Source organism: Vibrio sp. Vf1514 (assembly GCF_052076135.1).
GTDB lineage: Bacteria > Pseudomonadota > Gammaproteobacteria > Enterobacterales > Vibrionaceae > Vibrio > Vibrio furnissii.
This window is the reverse complement of record NZ_CP197267.1, coordinates 2,666,266-2,686,545: the sequence shown is the minus strand read 5'-3', so window position 1 is coordinate 2,686,545 and position 20,280 is coordinate 2,666,266. Positions and strand designations below refer to the sequence as shown.

At 52.0% G+C, this 20,280-nt stretch carries 17 protein-coding genes; 8 read left to right on the top strand and 9 right to left on the bottom strand.

Going from position 1 to position 20,280, the window contains the following annotated elements; all coding sequences use genetic code 11:
* Positions 1-142 precede the first annotated feature (142 nt).
* Positions 143-2,023, top strand: a complete 1,881-nt coding sequence (parE, locus tag ACS18Q_RS12405) for a DNA topoisomerase IV subunit B (RefSeq protein WP_014204455.1) — start codon at positions 143-145, stop codon at positions 2,021-2,023.
* A gap of 3 nt (positions 2,024-2,026) precedes the next feature.
* Positions 2,027-4,300: a DNA topoisomerase IV subunit A gene (gene parC, locus ACS18Q_RS12400; RefSeq protein ID WP_004729093.1), complete on the top strand. Its 2,274-nt coding sequence runs from the start codon at positions 2,027-2,029 to the stop codon at positions 4,298-4,300.
* Between the two features lie 92 nt (positions 4,301-4,392).
* Here parC and yacG read toward each other — a convergent pair whose 3' ends face one another.
* From yacG to nadC, 8 genes are all read right to left on the bottom strand, one after another.
* A complete protein-coding gene (yacG, locus tag ACS18Q_RS12395) occupies positions 4,393-4,590 on the bottom strand; it encodes a DNA gyrase inhibitor YacG (protein WP_004729092.1) in 198 nt (65 codons plus the stop codon).
* Between the two features lie 57 nt (positions 4,591-4,647).
* Positions 4,648-5,388: a cell division protein ZapD gene (gene zapD / locus ACS18Q_RS12390; RefSeq protein ID WP_004729090.1), complete on the bottom strand. Its 741-nt coding sequence runs from the start codon at positions 5,386-5,388 to the stop codon at positions 4,648-4,650.
* A 32-nt stretch (positions 5,389-5,420) separates the two neighbouring features.
* Positions 5,421-6,029 carry a dephospho-CoA kinase gene (gene coaE, locus ACS18Q_RS12385; RefSeq protein WP_143680340.1) on the bottom strand — a complete coding sequence of 203 codons (609 nt, stop codon included), beginning with the start codon at positions 6,027-6,029 and terminating at the stop codon, positions 5,421-5,423.
* A gap of 2 nt (positions 6,030-6,031) precedes the next feature.
* The gene (locus tag ACS18Q_RS12380; protein WP_014204458.1) at positions 6,032-6,901 is read right to left on the bottom strand and encodes a prepilin peptidase; all 870 of its coding nucleotides are present in this window, start codon (positions 6,899-6,901) and stop codon (positions 6,032-6,034) included.
* Between the two features lie 51 nt (positions 6,902-6,952).
* Positions 6,953-8,179 carry a type II secretion system F family protein gene (locus ACS18Q_RS12375; protein WP_441257125.1) on the bottom strand — a complete coding sequence of 409 codons (1,227 nt, stop codon included), beginning with the start codon at positions 8,177-8,179 and terminating at the stop codon, positions 6,953-6,955.
* 78 nt (positions 8,180-8,257) lie between these two features.
* Positions 8,258-9,946 carry a type IV-A pilus assembly ATPase PilB gene (gene pilB, locus ACS18Q_RS12370; protein ID WP_441257124.1) on the bottom strand — a complete coding sequence of 563 codons (1,689 nt, stop codon included), beginning with the start codon at positions 9,944-9,946 and terminating at the stop codon, positions 8,258-8,260.
* A 6-nt stretch (positions 9,947-9,952) separates the two neighbouring features.
* Positions 9,953-10,402: a pilin gene (locus tag ACS18Q_RS12365; RefSeq protein ID WP_055466517.1), complete on the bottom strand. Its 450-nt coding sequence runs from the start codon at positions 10,400-10,402 to the stop codon at positions 9,953-9,955.
* Positions 10,403-10,648: 246 nt separating this feature from the next.
* On the bottom strand, positions 10,649-11,536 hold the full coding sequence (gene nadC / locus ACS18Q_RS12360; RefSeq protein ID WP_154180385.1) for a carboxylating nicotinate-nucleotide diphosphorylase: 888 nt from the start codon (positions 11,534-11,536) through the stop codon (positions 10,649-10,651).
* 150 nt (positions 11,537-11,686) lie between these two features.
* On the opposite strand from nadC, the gene ampD reads away from it, so the two are divergent.
* Positions 11,687-12,241 (top strand): 1,6-anhydro-N-acetylmuramyl-L-alanine amidase AmpD, encoded by a 555-nt coding sequence (gene ampD / locus ACS18Q_RS12355; RefSeq protein ID WP_158140199.1) that lies wholly within the window; start codon positions 11,687-11,689, stop codon positions 12,239-12,241.
* Positions 12,242-12,276: 35 nt separating this feature from the next.
* On the opposite strand, the gene fldB is transcribed toward ampD, so the two are convergent.
* Positions 12,277-12,798, bottom strand: coding sequence for a flavodoxin FldB (gene fldB, locus ACS18Q_RS12350; protein ID WP_004729075.1), 522 nt, complete (start codon positions 12,796-12,798; stop codon positions 12,277-12,279).
* Positions 12,799-12,938: 140 nt separating this feature from the next.
* On the opposite strand from fldB, the gene xerD reads away from it, so the two are divergent.
* The 5 genes from xerD to aceE all read left to right on the top strand — a co-directional run bounded on the left by xerD (position 12,939) and on the right by aceE (position 20,275).
* Complete coding sequence (xerD, locus tag ACS18Q_RS12345) at positions 12,939-13,847, top strand: site-specific tyrosine recombinase XerD (protein ID WP_004729073.1); 909 nt, start codon at positions 12,939-12,941, stop codon at positions 13,845-13,847.
* 16 nt (positions 13,848-13,863) lie between these two features.
* Positions 13,864-14,628 (top strand): bifunctional protein-disulfide isomerase/oxidoreductase DsbC, encoded by a 765-nt coding sequence (dsbC, locus tag ACS18Q_RS12340; protein WP_055466521.1) that lies wholly within the window; start codon positions 13,864-13,866, stop codon positions 14,626-14,628.
* A 49-nt stretch (positions 14,629-14,677) separates the two neighbouring features.
* On the top strand, positions 14,678-16,417 hold the full coding sequence (recJ, locus tag ACS18Q_RS12335) for a single-stranded-DNA-specific exonuclease RecJ (RefSeq protein ID WP_004729070.1): 1,740 nt from the start codon (positions 14,678-14,680) through the stop codon (positions 16,415-16,417).
* A 376-nt stretch (positions 16,418-16,793) separates the two neighbouring features.
* The gene (gene pdhR / locus ACS18Q_RS12330; RefSeq protein ID WP_004729068.1) at positions 16,794-17,564 is read left to right on the top strand and encodes a pyruvate dehydrogenase complex transcriptional repressor PdhR; all 771 of its coding nucleotides are present in this window, start codon (positions 16,794-16,796) and stop codon (positions 17,562-17,564) included.
* Positions 17,565-17,614: 50 nt separating this feature from the next.
* Positions 17,615-20,275 carry a pyruvate dehydrogenase (acetyl-transferring), homodimeric type gene (gene aceE, locus ACS18Q_RS12325; RefSeq protein WP_004729066.1) on the top strand — a complete coding sequence of 887 codons (2,661 nt, stop codon included), beginning with the start codon at positions 17,615-17,617 and terminating at the stop codon, positions 20,273-20,275.
* Positions 20,276-20,280: the final 5 nt, after the last annotated feature.

Genomic DNA, 20,280 nt, shown 5'->3' with positions numbered 1-20,280 from the left:
TTCCAGACTATGTTTCTCTTGGACTTTCCTCGTTTATGGCGCCGGAAAAAGCGGCAAAGCGCCTGCTAATTCATCAAAAATAAAGCGTTCATAAACGAGTCGTAAAGTTACGAATCATTTATCGATAAAAGCATTCCGTATTATGACTGAACAATATAATGCTGGGGCCATTGAAGTACTCAATGGTTTGGAACCAGTACGTCGCAGACCTGGGATGTATACGGATACCACGCGCCCTAACCACCTTGGGCAGGAAGTCATCGACAACAGTGTCGATGAAGCGCTGGCCGGATACGCCACTAAGGTTCAAGTGATCCTACATGCCGATCAATCACTGGAAGTGATTGATGACGGTCGTGGTATGCCTGTAGACATTCACCCGGAAGAGAAAGTCTCCGGGGTCGAACTGATCTTATGCAAACTGCACGCGGGCGGTAAGTTCTCCAACAAGAACTACCAGTTCTCCGGTGGTTTGCACGGGGTAGGGATCTCAGTCGTGAACGCGCTCTCCAAGCGCGTCGAAGTTACAGTGCGTCGAGATGGCCAGGTATATGACATCGCCTTTGAACATGGCGACAAAGTGTCTGATCTTACCGTGACCGGCACCTGTGGCCGTCGCAACCGCGGCACCAGTGTCCACTTCTGGCCAGAGACCAAGTATTTTGATTCCCCGAATTTTTCCGTGACCCGTCTGATCAACAACCTGCGTGCGAAAGCCGTGTTGTGTCCGGGCTTGGAAATTACTTTCTCCGACAAAGTGAACAACAACGAATACCGTTGGTTCTACGAAGATGGCTTGAAAGACTATCTGGCCGAAGGCGTCAAAGGCTACACCTTGTTGCCGGAAGAGCCGTTCACTGGTGAATTTTCTGCAGAAACCGAAGCGGCAACGTGGGCGGTGATTTGGCTGCCGGAAGGCGGTGAGATGATCACCGAAAGTTACGTCAACTTGATCCCAACCGCACAAGGCGGTACGCACGTGAACGGTTTGCGTCAGGGTCTGTTGGATGCGATGCGTGAGTTTTGTGAATTCCGCAATCTGCTGCCACGGGGCGTGAAGCTGACCGGTGAAGATGTGTTTGACCGCTGTGCTTACGTGCTGTCGGTGAAAATGCAGGACCCGCAGTTTGCGGGCCAAACCAAAGAGCGTCTCTCGTCACGTCAAACCGCTGCGTTTGTGTCTGGAGTGGTCAAAGATGCCTTCAGCTTGTGGTTGAACGAAAAACCGCAACTGGCTGAGCAACTGGCGGAAGTGTGTATCGCGAATGCACACCGTCGCATGCGTGCGGCGAAGAAAGTCGTGCGTAAGAAAGTGGCCTCTGGCCCCGCGCTGCCAGGTAAATTGACCGACTGTTCGCAACAAGATCTCAGCCGCACCGAACTGTTTTTGGTGGAAGGTGACTCGGCGGGTGGTAGTGCCAAACAGGCGCGCGATCGTGAGTTCCAAGCCATCATGCCGCTGCGTGGTAAGATTCTGAACACGTGGGAAGTTTCGGGCGATCAAGTGCTCGGCTCGCAAGAAGTGCACGACATTTCAGTCGCGCTGGGGATTGACCCAGACAGCGACAACCTCGAAACACTGCGCTATGGCAAAGTGTGTATCCTCGCCGATGCGGACTCCGATGGGTTGCACATTGCGACCTTGTTGTGTGCGCTGTTTACGCGCCACTTCTCGGCGTTGGTACGCGAAGGGCACATCTACGTGGCGATGCCGCCACTGTATCGTATCGATTGCGGTAAAGAAGTGTTCTACGCACTGGATGATAATGAAAAAGACGCCATTCTCGAACGTTTAGCGAAGAAGAAAGCCAAAGTGAACGTACAGCGATTCAAAGGTCTGGGTGAAATGAACCCGATCCAGCTGCGCGAAACCACCATGGATCCGAATACGCGTCGTTTGGTTCAATTGACCATTGATGACGCGAAAGCGACCGAAGAGATGATGGATATGCTGCTGGGTAAAAAGCGTGCGGATGACCGCCGCAACTGGCTGCAAAGCAATGGCGATCTGGCTGAGGTGTAACGAATGTCGACTGAAATCACCTACGATGGCGTTGAACAGCTGCCGCTGCGCAAGTTTACTGAAGACGCTTATCTGAATTATTCCATGTACGTCATCATGGACCGGGCGTTACCATACATTGGCGACGGCTTGAAACCGGTACAACGACGTATCATTTATGCAATGTCTGAGTTGGGGCTTTCTGCCTCAGCCAAATACAAAAAATCGGCGCGTACCGTCGGTGACGTGCTGGGTAAATACCACCCGCACGGCGACTCGGCGTGTTATGAAGCGATGGTGCTGATGGCGCAACCATTCTCTTACCGTTACCCATTGGTGGACGGTCAGGGGAACTGGGGGGCGCCGGATGATCCGAAATCATTCGCGGCCATGCGTTATACCGAAGCGAAACTGTCGAAGTTTGCTGAAGTTCTGCTGAGCGAATTGGGTCAGGGTACGGTTGATTGGCAACCGAACTTCGATGGCACGATGAAAGAGCCGAAGATGCTGCCAGCGCGCCTGCCGCACATTCTGCTCAATGGTGTGACCGGTATTGCCGTGGGCATGGCGACCGACATTCCACCGCACAACGTGCGTGAAGTGGCGGATGCGACCATTCATTTGATCGACAACCCGCAAGCTGGGCTATCGGATCTGATGCAATACGTGAAAGGCCCGGATTACCCAACCGAAGCGGAGATTATTTCGCCGCAGGTTGAGCTGGAAAAAGTGTATCGTACCGGCCGCGGCAGCGTGAAAATGCGCGCGGTGTGGCACAAAGAAGGCGCCGACGTGGTGATCACCGCGCTGCCGCATCAGGTGTCTGGCGCTAAACTGCTAGAGCAGATTGCCAACCAGATGCGTGCGAAGAAACTGCCGATGGTGGAAGATTTGCGCGACGAATCGGATCATGAAAACCCGACTCGCATCGTGATTGTGCCGCGTTCAAACCGTGTCGATTGCGATCTGCTGATGAATCACCTGTTTGCCTCGACCGATTTGGAACGCAGCTACCGCGTGAACCTCAACATGATTGGCCTCGACAATCGCCCGCAGGTGAAAGGTCTGGTCAGCATTTTGAGTGAATGGATTCAGTTCCGTCGTGAGACCGTGCGTTCTCGTCTGCAATACCGTCTGGATAAAGTGCTGGCGCGCCTGCACATCTTGGAAGGTTTGCTGATTGCGTACCTCAATATCGATGAAGTGATTGAAATCATTCGCACAGAAGACGATCCAAAAGCGGTGCTGATGGCCCGTTTTGGCATCAGCGATATTCAAGCGGACGCGATTCTGGATACCAAACTGCGTCACTTGGCCAAATTGGAAGAGATGAAGATCCGCGGCGAGCAAGACGAGCTGGAAAAAGAGCGCAAGAAACTGGAAGAGTTGCTGGGCTCTGAGCGTCGTTTGAATACGTTGCTGAAAAAAGAATTGAAAGCTGACGCGGAAAAATACGGTGACGATCGCCGTTCACCGTTGGTAGAACGTGAAGAAGCCAAGGCGCTGACAGAGCGCGATTTGATGCCAAGTGAAGCGATCACCGTCGTTCTGTCGGAAAAAGGTTGGATTCGTCACGCGAAAGGTCATGAAGTCGATTGTGAAGGCTTGAACTACAAAGCCGGCGACAACTACTTAGCGCACGCGTGTGGTAAGAGTAACCAACAAGCGGTCTTCCTAGGCAGTGATGGACGCAGTTACTCACTCGAATCACACACACTGCCGTCTGCACGCGGTCAGGGTGAGCCGATCACGGGGCGTCTCAACGTGGCTGAAGGCACGTCAATTCGTCAGGTGGTGATGGGCGAAGAAGATCAACTGTGGCTGGTGGGCTCGGATGCTGGTTACGGTTTCGTGTGTAAAGGCACCGACTTGTTGTCGAAAAACCGCAGCGGGAAAGCGCTGGTGAACTTGCCTGAAAATGCAGAGATCATGGCACCTCAAGCGGTGAACGATCTAGAAAGTGATGAGATCTTAGCTATCACCAACCAAGGCCGTATGCTGCTGTTCCCGATCAAAGATCTGCCACAATTGGGCAAAGGGAAAGGCAACAAGATCATCAACATTCCGGCAGCGAAAGCCAAAGCCCGTGAAGAAGTGGTGTCGCATCTGATGGCGCTGCCGAAAGGCGTCACCATCACGCTGTATGCGGGTAAACGCAAGCTGGGGCTCAAACCGGCCGATCTGGACAATTACCGTGGTGAGCGTGGCCGTCGTGGGGGCTTGCTACCTCGTGGCTTGCAACGTGTGACTCGGATTGATCTGGACGTGGATGGTCAAGTGAGTTCGGAAGAAGAATAACGCGAACTGAACGAAGCAAAAGCCCCGCACTGCGGGGCTTTTTTGTGTCGTTTATTTGTGTCGCTTAGCTTGGGCGTAGCAAGCGATGCGGGTTAGTAGTTGTCTTCCGACCAACCGTCGCTGTCGGACATGTCCGGCGCGCCGGGAATCGATTTCTCTTCATCGGCCCATTCACCGAAATCAATCATCTGACATTTTTTACTGCAAAACGGACGATGAGGGCTTTGTTCACCCCATTCAACACCTTGGCCGCATGTGGGGCATTTCACCACCGTAATTTTTTTTGACATGGTCTTATCCTGTACGTCGAGAATGGCTCGCCGTGAATGAACTGAAGTATGGCGACGTTAGCTGCACACGGCAAGATCGAAAGCAATGTCCTGCGTGCTGGCTTGGCCAGAGCTGAAATCGATGAACTTGATGGCAAATCGATTTTTGTGTCCAGAAATCATCGGGTACACACCGTAATCTAACGGAATCGACAGGCGCAGAATGTTGGCTTCTTCCGCATCGCTTTGGTAGAACCCAGACTTCGCTTCACGGGCTCGGAAGTTGCCGGTTTCTCGTGTCAGCTTGAGCCATAGTTTCAGGGCATCAGCGAGCGGTTGCAGGGTTTGCATCCATTGATGAGCATCGCGAGTTTTTTGCGCTAAGGCTAAGTGCAGCCAATAATGCAGCGCCGGAAGGTCAAAGCAACATGACCCACCAGGCAGATTAAAGCGCTGGCGAATGGCACTGAGAAAACGGTCTTCTTTGAGGGATTGGCCGAAGCGCTCGCCGCCCATGAGGTGACGGTGGACGTCGTCGATTTCGCGCAACAAGCCGAGCAGCATCGCTTGGTCAACGCCTTCCACGTTCAGCCAGTTGCGATAAGCCAGGCGCTGCTTTTCGATGTCTTTAGCCAGTTCACTTTTGAGTTGGATCTGCTCAAAAATTTCCAGCAGATCGAACAGTGAGCGGAAGAATAGCTGATGCTGAATTTCGTCGCTAAACTGCGACGCTTGCTCCATCTGATTGAGCAGCGCTTCGACACGAAGGTAAATACGCGTTTTTTCGTTGAGCGGATGTTCAAACTTATGTGTGGTCATCAAACTAGCCTTGGGTTATTTGGGACTTATTCTCACAGATTTGTACGGCTTATGGCTAGATACTTTTGGTGCAATTCTGTGATTTGAGGCAAAAGTTTCTGGTTTTCTGCGTTATTTTTAATCACATCGTCGGCGATGGCTAAACGTTGTTCACGGCTCGCTTGCGAAGACAGAATCGCCTTCACCTGCTGCTCGGACACATGATCGCGCGACATGGTGCGCGCGATCTGGGTTGCTTCATCGACATCGACCACCAAAATGCGGTCTGCCATAGACTGCAGTTGGTTCTCCACGAGCAATGGAACCACTAGTAACGCATAAGGAGAGCGGACTTGTCGTAAATCCTGTGTCATTTTTTCGCGAATCAATGGATGCAACAAATGATTGAGCCAGTTTTTCTCATCGTTATCGGCAAAAATACGCTCGCGCAGGGCGGTGCGATTTAGGGTGCCATCGGCGTGGAGGATGGCGTCACCAAAATGCGCGGTGATGGCATGCAGTCCCGGTGTCCCTTGCGCGACCACTTCGCGGGCCACCACATCAGCATCGACAATATCGATGGCGAAATGCTGATGGAAGAGATTCGCCACGGTGGTCTTTCCGCTGGCGATACCGCCGGTTAAACCAATGATGAGTGCCATCGTCAAAATCCTAATACGGAGTGAAAATACCAGCCAACGATCGCCTGACCATATAGCGCTGACAGCCAACCCGCAATCGCCAGATAAGGGCCAAACGGGAAGGCTTTATCTATGCCGCGTTTTTGCAGGCGTAGTTGAATCAGACCAAACACGAGGCCAACCACTGAAGACATCAAAATGATGATCGGCAGCTGCTGCCATCCGAGCCAAGCGCCCAGTGCGGCCAACAACTTAAAGTCACCGTACCCCATGCCTTCCTTGCCGGTGAGCAGTTTAAACAGCCAGTAGACGGACCACAGCGCCAGATACCCCGCCATCGCGCCGATCACGGCATCTTGCAACGTGATTGGACTGATGCCCGCTAGCGCGAGTGCGATACCGCCCCACATCAATGGCAGCGTCAGTTGGTCAGGCAGCAGCATGGTGTCGAAGTCGATGAAGGTCGCCGCAATCAGCACATAACTGAAAAACAGCAAAGCCACCGCAAACCAGCTAAAACCAAACTGCAAAGCAATCGCCAAGCTGCATAACGCCGTAAACGATTCAATCAGTGGGTAGCGAGCGCTGATGGGTGCGTGACACTGCGAGCACTTGCCGCGCAGTAGCAGCCAGCTCAGCACCGGAATATTGTCGATGATACGAATCGGTGTATCACAATGTGGGCAGGTGGAACGGGGCGTGCTGAGCGTTAACACACCTTGGGGCGGTTCAATGTGGTATTCCGGAAAGGACTCGGCACAGTCTTGACGCCACTCGCGCTCCATGATTTTCGGCAAGCGATAGATCACCACATTGAGAAAACTGCCGATGATCAGACCCAGCAAGGTGGCCAGCGTGGGAAACAGCCAGGGATAGAAAGTAAAAATGTCCATGCAATATGCTCGCGGCGCGTTGCCTTAGTGCGTCAATCAGAGGTGTCCATACTAACCCAATACACTCATTAAGTTAAAGATGGGGAGGTACATCGCAACCACCAGCCCGCCAACGACCACTCCCAGAAAGACGATGATCAGCGGCTCGAGAATTTTACCCAGATTGTCCACGGTATTGTCGACTTCAAACTCATAAATAGTCGCGACTTTGTTCAGCATGTCGTCAAGCTTGCCCGACTCTTCGCCAATCATCACCATTTGCAGCACCATCTCCGGAAATGCGTCGGTATTGCGCATGGCGATGTACATCGGCATGCCTGCCGCGGTATGGCGATGTACCTCTTGAATCGCGGTTTCAAAATGGACGTTGCCGGCGGTTTTGGCGGTGGTTTTTAAACTGGCCAGAATCGGTATGCCGGCGCTAAAACTGGTGGCCAATGTGCGGCTGAATTTGGCAATGGCAGCCTTGGCCAAGACCGCGCCAACAACAGGAAATCGCAAGCCAAGGCGGCTGGTTTTCAATCGAAAAACCAATGATTTGTTGCGCGCGGTTTTGAGCGCCAATAGGCCAGCGCTAGTCGCCAGTACGCCCCATAGGCTATAGGTTTGCACGCCGTGGGAGAGTTTTAGAATTTGCTGGGTAAACCAAGGAAGCTCTGCGCCAAAGCCTTTGAACATGCTTTCAAACTCGGGAATGACCATGGTCAGCATCAGATAAGAGACACCCAACGCGACCAACATCACCATTGCCGGATAGATCAGCGCCTTGATCACTTTGGCGCGCAGTTGTTCGCTTTTTTCTCGATAGGTGGCAAGGCGCTCAAACACTTCGGCCAAATTCCCAGATTGCTCGCCGGTGGCAATAAGGTCAACGTACAGCGCATCAAAATGTGGGCTGGCAGTGCGCATTGCTTTGGACATCGGGGTGCCCGCTTCTACCCCTTTGGTGACTTGGGCCAGAATTGATTTCATTTCTGCTTTGCGGTGATTGTCGCCAACCAGTTTCAACGCTTGAACGATGGGCACGCCTGTAGTCAGCATGGTGGAAAGCTGGCGTGTGAGCAGGGTGATGTCGCGAGTCTTGACGCGGTGGGTGAGGCGAGTCAGCAGTGAAATGCTGCCTTTTTTGATCTTCTTCACCTGAATGTGCTGCTCTTTGAGCTTGTCGCGCACTTCGATTTCACTGATGGCCAAGGTGTGACCGGCAACTTTTCGCCCGGAGCTGTTGATGCCTTTCCAGCGGAAGTTTTTCAATTCGGCAGCTTTATTTGGTTTCATGGTCGTGGCTCATTCAACTTGAAGTGGCAAGGGAACAATTCGGTGACTAAACAACTCAGTAACTCAACAATCGGGTCACTAAAAGTAGAGCACTCGCTGTAATTCACTAAAACTGGTGATGCCCGCGCGCAGTTTTTCAATCCCCGATTGCAGCAGGGGTTGCATGCCGTGCTGTTGGGCAATGGTTTCGATTTGATGAATGCTGGCGCGCTGCATCACCGCGTCCGCCAAGGCGGGATGAAACGCCATCACTTCATAAATGCCCACGCGGCCGCTATACCCATTGGTGCATTCCGTGCAACCCGATGGATGTGCTTCGTACACGGCATCTTCGGCGAGCAAGCCAAATTGCTGCTGCAGCGCAGCTGGGGGCGTGATGGCGACCTTGCAATGCGGGCACAGACGGCGGGCCAGCCGCTGCGCAATGATCAGGCTCAATGATGAGGCAAGGTTAAAGGGTTCAATGCCCATGTTGGCTAAACGAATCACGGTTTCCGCGGCCGAGTTGGTGTGCAAGGTTGAGAGCACCAAGTGCCCGGTTTGCGCGGCTTTAATGGCGATTTCTGCGGTTTCTAGATCGCGAATTTCGCCCACCATCACCACATCGGGATCTTGACGTAGAAACGAGCGCAGCGCTTGTGCAAAGCCAAAGCCGATTTTGGGTTGAACTTGCACCTGATTGATACCGGGCAGGTTGATTTCCACCGGATCTTCGGCGGTGGAGATGTTCACTTGTTCGGTATTGAGAATGCGTAATCCGGTGTAGAGCGACACAGTTTTGCCGCTGCCGGTTGGGCCGGTCATTAAGATCATGCCTTGCGGTTTGGTGAGGGCCGCGAGGTAGAGCTGTTTCTGCTGTTCGTTGTAGCCGAGTTTGTCGATGTTGAGGTTGGCTGCACTGCTGTCGAGTAGGCGCAGAACGATCTTTTCACCCCACAATGTTGGCAAGGTCGATACACGCATATCAATCGCGGTGTCGGCATCCAAGCGCAGTTTGATGCGTCCATCTTGCGGGAGACGGCGCTCGGCAATATCCAATTTCGACAAAATTTTGATTCGAGCTGCCAAGCGTCGGCTGAGGTGACTGGCTGGTTGTTGGGTTTCGACCAGAATGCCGTCACAGCGCAGACGAATACGGTAGTGGGACTCATACGGCTCAAAGTGAATGTCGGACGCACCTTTGCGCACGGCATCGAGTAGGATCTGGTTGATAAAACGACTGACCGGTGAATCATCTTGGCTGAGATCTTCGATGGTGGTTTTTTCGTCGTCAGAGATCTGTACCAGGTCCGCCAATTCATCCTGACTGATCTCTTTGCCTTGCGTTCCCGGCGTCGCGAGGCTGCGCCCATACAAACGGCGAATGGCGGCGTGCAGCGCTTTATGATCGGCGAGCACCAGTTCCACCTGTAACCCGGTGGCAAAGCGAAACTCGTCTTCGACTTGCAGGTCAGTTGGGTCAGCAACCGCCAACGTCAGGATTTGGCCATTGCTGTGTAGCGGCAGGGCTTGATAGCGGGTGATGAGTTCTCGAAGTCCCAATTGCTGGCACAATGGCGCGTAATCAAACCGAGTGAGATCGGTTTCGGGTAGACCAAAGATCTGACTCAGTTGCTCGGTTAAATCGTGATGATGAAATATCGCCAAATCGATCAACGCCTCCGGCACCATGGCACCGGAAGCGTGAATATGATCGATCACGGCCTGTTCCTGCGTTGGGCTGATCAACTCAGCCTGACGCAGAATGGCGATAAGGTTGGTCAGCATTGGGGATTATTGACAGCCTTTAGGGGCATCAGTAGTCGCTAAGCCAGTTGTTTTAGGATCGAACGCACATTTCCAACCATTATCTTCACGTGTATAAGTGAACGTCGCTGGTGCTGCTCCTCCGTTTTTAAATTCAAACGCCATCTGACCTTTATGCGTGGTGTTTCCTTCTACAGCCGTCAATTCGCCAATAGGATTTGCACCTGATGTAATGCCTATTGCATCTAAGATCGTTGCTCCACTGACAGCTTTCAATGTGCCTTCTGATTGGACAATTAATTCTGCTGGTGTGATGGTTGATTTGATCGTGGCAAAACCAGAAGCAATCTCGCTCTTGGTGACATAATTTTTATAGGCTGGGACGGCAATGGCCGACAGGACGCCGATGATGGCAACCACGATCATCAGTTCGATCAGGGTAAAGCCTTGTTGCTTTTTGCGTTGATTCGCGTTCATGAAACTCTCCGTTATGCGTGTGTTTGTGACGATGGGCAAGAGCATAAGAAGTTGCTGATTTAAGGAACATTGTTGGAATCAGAGGGCGCGAGTCATTCGGGATTTTTATTGTTCGGGTTGCATGAATTGGGCAAATTCTTTCGACTCAGTTAAAAGCCTCAGTTAAAAGCATGGCCGCGATTTGAGGGTTGGTGGGCACAAAAAAAGGAGGCAAAGCCTCCTTTTAACTATTTGAAAATTCGATTTTTATTTGAAGCGCATCGACAAGTCCATGGCGCGTACATGTTTGGTTAGTGCGCCCACCGAGATGTAATCAACGCCCGTTTCGGCGTATTCACGCAGCGTTTCCATCGTGACGTTGCCGGAGTTTTCCAGTGCCGCGCGACCAGCGTTGATCGCCACTGCGTCACGCATCATCTCCAGCGTAAAGTTGTCGAGCATGATGATGTCAGCGCCAGCTTCAATCGCCAGACGCAGCTCATCGAGGTTCTCAGTTTCGACTTCCACGGGTTTGCCCGGGTTGAGTTTCTTCGCGGTGCTGATCGCTTGTGTTATGCCACCACAAGCGATGATGTGGTTTTCTTTAATTAAGTACGCGTCAAACACACCAATACGGTGGTTAAAACCGCCGCCACAGGCCACGGCGTATTTCAGCGCGCTGCGCAGGCCTGGAATGGTTTTGCGCGTGTCGAGCAGGCGACATCCTGTCCCTTCCAGTGCTTTGACATATGTCGCGGTGGTGGTGGCGCAACCGGACAAGGTTTGAATAAAGTTCATTGCGTTGCGCTCGCCGGTCAGCAGAATGCGCGCCGGACCGCTCAGCGTACACAGCGTTTGGTTGGGCACCACGGGATCACCGTCTTTGACCAACCACTCAATGGTTACTTCGCCACCGAGTTGCTTGAACACTTCATCCGCCCACGCTTGACCGCAGAACACGCCATGTTCTCGGGTGATGATGGTTGCGTTGCCCTGCACATCGGCGGGGATCAGACTTGCGGTGATGTCGGCTGCGGGATCGAGCGTGCCGCCTAAATCTTCTTTCAGCGTGTCGGTGACTGAGCGGGTGATTTCCAGTGGCAGTTGTTGCTTGAGGTATTCGAGGCGTTCTTGACTGTTGTGGGACTCTTTCATCGCAAATCGTTAATAGTAAATTGAACCAAGGGGAGGAATGATACGCGGAGTGGGCGTTAAATTCAGCTCTTGATCTCGCATTTCGTGGTCAGAACGTTAAAATCGCTCCATTCCCTAGGTGGTTTCACCGCAAGTCAATGGAGCGTGTTTATGATCGACAATCAGGGCTGGTATCAGGCTGCCCGCCGCGTGCCTTCGCCGTTTTACGACCAACGCACGGACGCGCAAGATATTTCGTTGCTGGTGGTGCACAACATCAGTTTGCCGCCAGGGCAGTTTGGTGGGCCGTACATCGAGCAGTTTTTTACCGGCCTGCTTGATCCGAATCAGCATCCGTTTTTTCGCGTGATTCACACCATGGGCGTGTCGGCGCATTGTCTGATTCGCCGAGATGGGGAAGTGGTGCAGTTTGTGCCATTTTCAGCCCGCGCTTGGCATGCTGGGCAATCATCATTTGCCGGGCGCCCGCGCTGCAACGACTATTCGATTGGCATTGAGTTGGAAGGAACCGATTTTGTCGCCTATACCGAAGCGCAATATCACGCCTTAGCCACACTCAGTGATGCGCTGATGACGCGCTATCCGGCAATCACCTTGCCACGCATTACCGGGCATCAATACATTGCCCCGATGCGGAAAACCGACCCGGGGCTGGTGTTTGACTGGCGAAAATATCGCGCGCTTCTGACCCATCACGCTGGATGACTCATCGTGCTTGATGGGCCAACAACGATGACATTTTAGAGCGCGTCGTGGTACTCGACTAGCACCTGTTCAATCCAGGTGGCGATGCGTTCATCGCTGAGTTCGTATTGCGAATCTTCATCCAGCGCGAGGCCAACGAACTGGGTACCCTCTGCGGTGAGCGCTTTTGAGGCTTCAAACTGGTAGCTATCATCGTTCGGCCAATAGCCGATCAGCGTCGCTCCCGTCTTCTTGATCTCGTCGTGGAGCATCCCCATCGCATCGAGGAACCATTCGCCATAGCCTTCTTGATCGCCTAAGCCGTATAACGCGACGAACTTGCCTTTTAGCGACACGCCACCGATGTGATCCCATATTGCGCTCCAGTCTTCTTGGATTTCGCCGAAATCCCATGTGGAGATTCCCAGTATTAACAGATCATAGTCGCTCATCAAACTGAGCGGCGTTTCTTTCACATTGTGAATGTCGAGCAGATCATCACCGAGGATGGCGCGCATTTTCTCCGCTGCCATTTCGGTGTAACAGGTTGTTGAGCCGTAAAAAAGACCGATCTTCATAGTTTCATGTTCGTTTTTTATCTGGAATGGTGAATTCTAACCATAAAATAACCCGGAGTGCAGTGAATATCCTGCTGTCAGAATACTTTTATGGTATTAAGCTTAGGGAATCACGAACGACAAAGAGATGAGAAGTACAGGTGTCAGAGCATTTTTCTCCTGATCAAGGGCTGGTGGAACAGTTTCTTGATGCGATGTGGATGGAACGAGGGTTATCGGAAAACACCCTGATGTCGTACCGCAATGATCTGATGAAGCTGCTAGATTGGATGCAGCGCCACAACTACCGATTGGATTTCATCAGCCTGTCAGGCCTGCAAGAATATCAAACTTGGCTGGTGGATCAGGATTACAAACAGACCTCGCGCGCGCGCATGTTGTCGGCGATTCGTCGCCTGTTTCAGTACCTGCACCGCGAGAAAATGCGTGCCGACGATCCGAGTGCCTTATTGATTAGCCCCAAATTACCGAAGCGCTTGCCCAAAGATCTCAGCGAAGCCCAAGTGGATGCGCTGCTCAGTGCCCCCAATCCGGACGACCCGATTGAGCTGCGAGACAAAGCAATGCTAGAGCTGTTGTATGCCACGGGCCTGCGTGTGACCGAATTGGTGTCGCTGACGATGGAAAACATCAGCCTACGTCAAGGCGTGGTACGCGTGATTGGTAAAGGTGGCAAAGAACGCTTGGTGCCGATGGGCGAGAATGCCATTGAGTGGATTGAAACTTTTCTGGCGCAAGGTCGGTCTCACCTGTTAGGTGAGCAAACATCGGATGTGGTGTTTCCAAGCAAGCGAGCGCAACAAATGACGCGCCAAACATTTTGGCATCGCATCAAACATTACGCGGTGATTGCCGGCATTGATGTCGACAAACTATCGCCGCACGTTTTACGCCACGCGTTTGCCACCCACCTGTTAAACTACGGCGCGGATTTACGCGTGGTACAAATGCTGCTCGGTCATAGTGACTTATCGACGACGCAAATTTATACTCATGTCGCGACTGAGAGATTGAAACAACTACACAGCGAGCACCACCCAAGGGCTTGATGGAAAGGACTTTTTTATGAAGATTTTACGCCGATTATCACTTCTGCTGCTGCCGTTCGTTGCGGTGGCGTGTAACGCAGAAACGGTGTCTGCCGAGAAAACCGCTGCCCAAGTGCAGCTCGACAAAAGCGTATTTCAGCAACGATTTGCCAAGCTGGGGTTGGATGTGATGGATGTGGTGCCGTCGGCGATTGACGGCTTGGTGGAAGTGCAAACGGCCGGTGGCGTGTTGTTTGCGTCACCCGATGGCAAGCACTTCATTGCTGGCACACTGTACGAAATGGATGCCAATGGCGGCTACACCGACGTTTTGGCCAAGCGCCAAGCGCCGATCAATGCCAAGAAAATCGCGCAGTTCCAAGACAGTATGATCGAATACAAAGCGGCGAATGAAAAATACATTGTCACCGTGTTTACCGATATTACTTGTGGCTACTGCGTGCGCCTGCACAGCCAGTTGAAAGAGTACAACGATGCGGGTATTACCGTGCGTTATCTGGCGTACCCACGCCAAGGGCCGACTGGCCAAGTCGCTGAACAGATGGCTGCCATCTGGTGCGCTGATGATCCGAAAGCGGCCATCCACAACGCCAAAATGAACCGTCAAACGTTGGAAACCCAAGGGGATTTGGCGCAGTGCAAACAAACCATCGCACAGCATTACCAATTGGGGCGTGAGCTGGGCATCAGCGGTACTCCGGCGATCTTCCTGCCGAACGGCGAAATGGTCGGTGGTTACTTGCCAGCACCACAACTGTTGCAACGCCTACAAAACATGTAATCAAAGCAGAAAGGATACGGGCCTGAGCACGCCTCAGGCCTGAGAACAGATGATTGAAATTCAACGACGACCGGAGCCAGATCTGGCTCAACTCCCAGACACCATTCCTCCATTGTTAAGACGCATCTACCTCAACCGTGGGGTGAGCAGCGTCGAACAACTGGAAAAAGCGGCCAAGGCGCTGCACTCCTATCAGCAATTGCATGGCATCGATGCCGCTGTTGAACTGCTGTTTGAGGCCATCAAGCAGCAGAAGCGCATCATCGTTGTTGGCGACTTTGACGCCGATGGTGCCACCAGTTCCGCCTTGTCGGTACTGGCGCTGCGCATGCTGGGCAGCCACAACGTGGATTATCTGGTGCCCAACCGTTTTGAAGACGGTTATGGCCTAAGCCCCGAAGTGGTAGAACAAGCGCTGGCGATGAACGCCGAGATGATCATGACCGTCGATAACGGCGTGTCCTCGATTGAAGGCGTGCGATTTGCCAAACAACACGGACTGAGCGTGTTGGTGACCGACCACCACTTACCGGGCGCTGAGCTGCCGGCGGCGGATGCCATGGTCAACCCCAACTTGCAGCAATGTGCGTTTCCTTCCAAAGCACTGGCTGGGGTGGGGGTGGCGTTTTACCTGATGATGGCGCTGTGCGTTCACATGCGTCGTTGCGGCTGGTTTGCTGAGCAAGGCATGGCCGAACCCAAACTGATGGAACTGATTGATTTGGTGGCGTTAGGGACGGTCGCTGACGTGGTGCCGCTGGATGAAAATAACCGCATTTTGGTGCACCAAGGCTTACAGCGCATTCGTGCCGGGAAAGCGCGTCCGGGGATTCAAGCGCTGATTGAAGTGGCTAAGCGCGATGCGCGTAAACTGGTGGCGTCGGATTTCGGGTTTGCATTGGGGCCGCGGATTAACGCCGCAGGGCGTCTCGATGACATGTCCTTTGGGGTGGAGTTGCTGCTGAGCAACAACATTCACGCGGCGCGGCGCATGGCCAGTGAACTGGATGGCCTCAATCAGACGCGCAAAGAGATTGAAGAGGGCATGAAACAAGAAGCGATGGCGTTTTGTGAACGGCTGCAATTTGGCAAAGACACCGAGTTGCCACACGGCTTGGTGATGTTCCAGCGCGATTGGCATCAGGGCGTAATTGGCATTTTGGCCTCGCGTATCAAAGAGCAGTTTCATCGTCCGGTGATTGCGTTTGCCGATGGCGGTGACGGCTTGATTAAAGGCTCTTGTCGCTCCATTCCAGGCCTGCACATGCGAGACGCACTCGACAAAATCGACACACAGAATCCGGGCATCATTCTGAAGTTTGGTGGCCACGCCATGGCGGCGGGATTAACGATTGAAGAGCACAATTTTGAGCGTTTTAGCCGCCTGTTTGACGAGGTGGTGCGTCAGGATCTCGATGACGCGCTGCTCAAAGGCGTGATTCTGACTGATGGCGAATTGGCGCCGGAAGAGTTTTCGATGCACGTGGCTGAAATGCTGCGCGCAGGCGGCCCGTGGGGACAAGCGTTTCCAGAGCCGGTGTTTGATGGTGAGTTTAAAGTCCTGCATCAAAAGCTGGTGGGGGAGAAGCATCTCAAGTTGATGTTGGAGCCGCTGCATAAAGGTCACCCGACCAACATCATGATCGACGGTATCGCGTTTAACGTGGATTTGCGTCGCTGGCCTGATGCTTCAGTGAAAACCGTCCGCCTCGCTTACAAACTCGATATCAACGAGTTTCGCGGCAACCAATCCTTGCAGTTGATGGTCGATCATCTCGAAGCACGATAAGTGAATGAGGTTACCAATCTGTAATTCACTTGTACGTTTTAGTTAAATAATCCTATCTCAGAGCACCGACTTGTCAGGTGCTCTTTTTTTGTCCTATTTTTGTGATTGGCTTCTAAATTTTGCCCACAACATCGACACTATGAATATTTTTCATCGTCCGTTAATTTCTCGTCTGTATGTTTTTTGTAATTGGTCTGACCAATCTTATTGCCGTTTTAGTGCGCTATTGTTAGTAAAGTGTTTTCATTAGGCCGGTTCTATGATGTGGGTCAATTTTTGACTGGACATTGGCGTTTTAATTATGTTAATTTCTGCACCAACTTGAAATTGGTATTACCAATTGCCTGCAAGAATACAAAGAGAAGAACAATAAATTATGGCTTATCAAAGGATTCGTCAGCCGAAACTCTCCGATGTGATTGAACAGGAGTTAGAACGGTTGATTGTGGAAGGAACATTAGCCCCTGGGCATCAACTGCCACCGGAGCGAGAGCTGGCCAAACAGTTCGATGTATCCCGTCCATCTGTCCGTGAAGCCATTCAACGCCTCGAAGCCAAACGTCTGCTGACTCGTCGTCAGGGCGGTGGCACTTTCGTAAGCGAGCACATGTGGAAGAGTTTCTCCGATCCTCTGCTAAATTTATTGTCTAGCCACTCGGAAACCCAGTTGGATCTCCTTGAAGCGCGTCATGCGTTGGAAGGAATTTCGGCGTATTTTGCAGCACTGCGTGGTACCGAAGAAGATTTTGCCCGTATTCAAGCCTGCGTGGCGCGAATTGGTGAGCTTCAGGATGCGAAGGACGTCGAAAAAGAATCCGCAACCGTCATGGAGTTTCTGATTGCTATTACGGAAGCTGCTCATAACGTGGTTCTGCTCCACATCGTTCGAAGTCTTGCTCCCCTGCTTGAGCAAAATATTCTGCAGAATTTTAAATTATTACGCCGCCGCCCCGAAGCGGTGGAGAAAGTAAGTAAGCACCGAGCTAATATCGTGGATGCGATCGTATCTGGTCAGCCTGAAAAGGCGCGCGAGATGTCTCATTCACACTTAGCTTATATCGAAGAAACATTGTTGGATCTGACCCGGGAAGAGTCTCGTCGTGAGCGTTCTCTGCGCCGTATCCAACAGGGTAATGAGCCGCAATAAGCGGTCCATTGCGATTCAAATAAGTCCAACCAACAGAAGGATAGATCGCCATGTCTGACATGAAGCATGACGTAGATGCACTGGAAACTCAGGAGTGGTTAGCCGCACTTGAGTCAGTTGTACGTGAAGAAGGCGTAGAGCGTGCCCAGTATCTACTAGAAGAAGTACTGGAAAAAGCACGTCTAGACGGCGTTGATATGCCAACTGGTATTACAACTAACTACATCAACACGATTCCTGCGGCGCAAGAACCGGCATACCCAGGCGACACGACCATTGAACGTCGTATTCGTTCGATCATTCGTTGGAACGCGATCATGATCGTTCTGCGTGCATCGAAGAAAGACCTGGATCTGGGCGGCCACATGGCATCATTCCAGTCTTCAGCTGCGTTCTATGAAACATGTTTCAACCACTTCTTCCGTGCACCAAACGAGAAGGACGGTGGTGACCTGGTTTACTACCAAGGTCATATTTCTCCAGGGATTTACGCGCGTGCATTCGTTGAAGGCCGCCTGACAGAAGAACAACTGGATAACTTCCGTCAAGAAGTGGATGGCAAAGGCATTCCTTCCTACCCACACCCGAAACTGATGCCTGAATTCTGGCAATTCCCAACCGTATCTATGGGTCTGGGTCCTATCGCATCGATCTACCAAGCTCGCTTCCTGAAATACCTGGAAGGCCGTGGCATGAAAGACACTGCTGAGCAGCGCGTTTACGCGTTCTTGGGCGACGGTGAGATGGATGAGCCAGAATCACGTGGTGCCATTTCTTTCGCGGCGCGTGAGAAACTGGACAACCTGTGCTTCCTGATCAACTGTAACCTGCAACGTCTGGATGGCCCAGTAATGGGTAACGGCAAGATCATCCAAGAGCTAGAAGGCCTGTTCAAAGGCGCTGGCTGGAACGTGGTGAAAGTGATCTGGGGTAACAACTGGGATTCTCTGCTGGCAAAAGACACCTCAGGTAAATTGCTGCAACTGATGAACGAAACCATCGACGGCGACTACCAAACGTTCAAAGCGAAAGATGGCGCGTACGTTCGTGAGCATTTCTTCGGTAAATACCCAGAGACAGCAGCGCTGGTTGCTGACATGACTGACGACGAAGTGTTCGCCCTGAAACGTGGTGGTCACGAGTCTTCTAAACTGTACGCAGCGTTCAAGAACGCACAAGACACCAAAGGCCGTCCAACCGTTATCCTCGCGAAGACTGTAAAAGGTTACGGCATGGGTGATGCGGCTCAAGGTAAGAACATTGCACACCAAGTGAAGAAGATGGACATGACGCACGTGATCGCGATGCGTAACCGTCTGGGTCTGCAAGACATCATTTCTGATGAAGAAGTGAACAATCTGCCTTACCTGAAACTGGAAGAAGGTTCAAAAGAATTTGAATACCTGCACGCTCGTCGTAAAGCGCTGCACGGTTACACGCCACAGCGTCTGCCTAAGTTCACACAAGAGCTTGTGATTCCTGAACTGGAAGAGTTCAAACCGCTTCTGGAAGAACAGAAACGTGAAATCTCTTCAACCATGGCTTACGTGCGTGCACTGAACATTCTGTTGAAAGACAAAAACATTGGTAAGAACATCGTTCCTATCATTGCTGACGAAGCACGTACTTTCGGTATGGAAGGTCTGTTCCGTCAAATCGGTATCTACAACCCACACGGCCAGACGTACACGCCTGAAGACCGTGGCGTGGTGTCTTACTACAAAGAAGACACTGCAGGTCAGGTACTGCAAGAAGGGATCAACGAACTGGGTGCAATGTCATCTTGGGTTGCGGCTGCGACATCTTACAGCACCAACAACCTGCCAATGATTCCGTTCTACATCTACTACTCAATGTTCGGTTTCCAACGCGTTGGCGATATGGCATGGATGGCAGGTGACCAACAAGCGCGTGGTTTCCTACTGGGCGCAACGGCTGGCCGTACAACTCTGAACGGTGAAGGTCTGCAGCACGAAGATGGTCACTCACACATTCAAGCCGCGACGATTCCGAACTGTATCTCTTACGACCCAACATTCGCTTACGAAGTTGCGGTGATCATGCAAGACGGTATCCGTCGTATGTATGGCGATCAAGAGAACGTGTTCTACTACATGACGCTGATGAACGAGAACTACGCTCACCCAGCGATGCCAGAAGGCGCAGAAGAAGGTATCCGTAAAGGTATCTACAAACTGGAAACGCTGTCTGGTTCTAAAGGTAAGGTTCAACTGATGAGCTCAGGTACTATCATGAATGAAGTACGCAAAGCGGCAGTGATCCTGAGCGAAGAATACGGCATCGCGTCTGATGTTTACTCTGTAACCTCATTCAACGAACTGGCTCGTGATGGTCAGAACGTCGAGCGTTACAACATGCTTCACCCAGAAGCCGAAGCGCAAGTACCTTACATCGCTTCAGTGATGGGAACTGAACCAGCAATCGCTGCAACCGACTACATGAAGAACTACGCTGACCAAGTTCGCGCGTTCATTCCTGCAGAGTCTTACAAAGTGCTGGGTACTGACGGCTTCGGTCGTTCAGACAGCCGTGAGAACCTACGTCGTCACTTCGAAGTGAACGCAGGCTACGTCGTTGTTGCTGCGCTAAACGAACTAGCGAAACGTGGTGAAGTTGAGAAATCTGTGGTGGCGGAAGCTATCAAGAAATTCGACATCGACACTGAAAAAACTAACCCGCTATACGCTTAATTGAA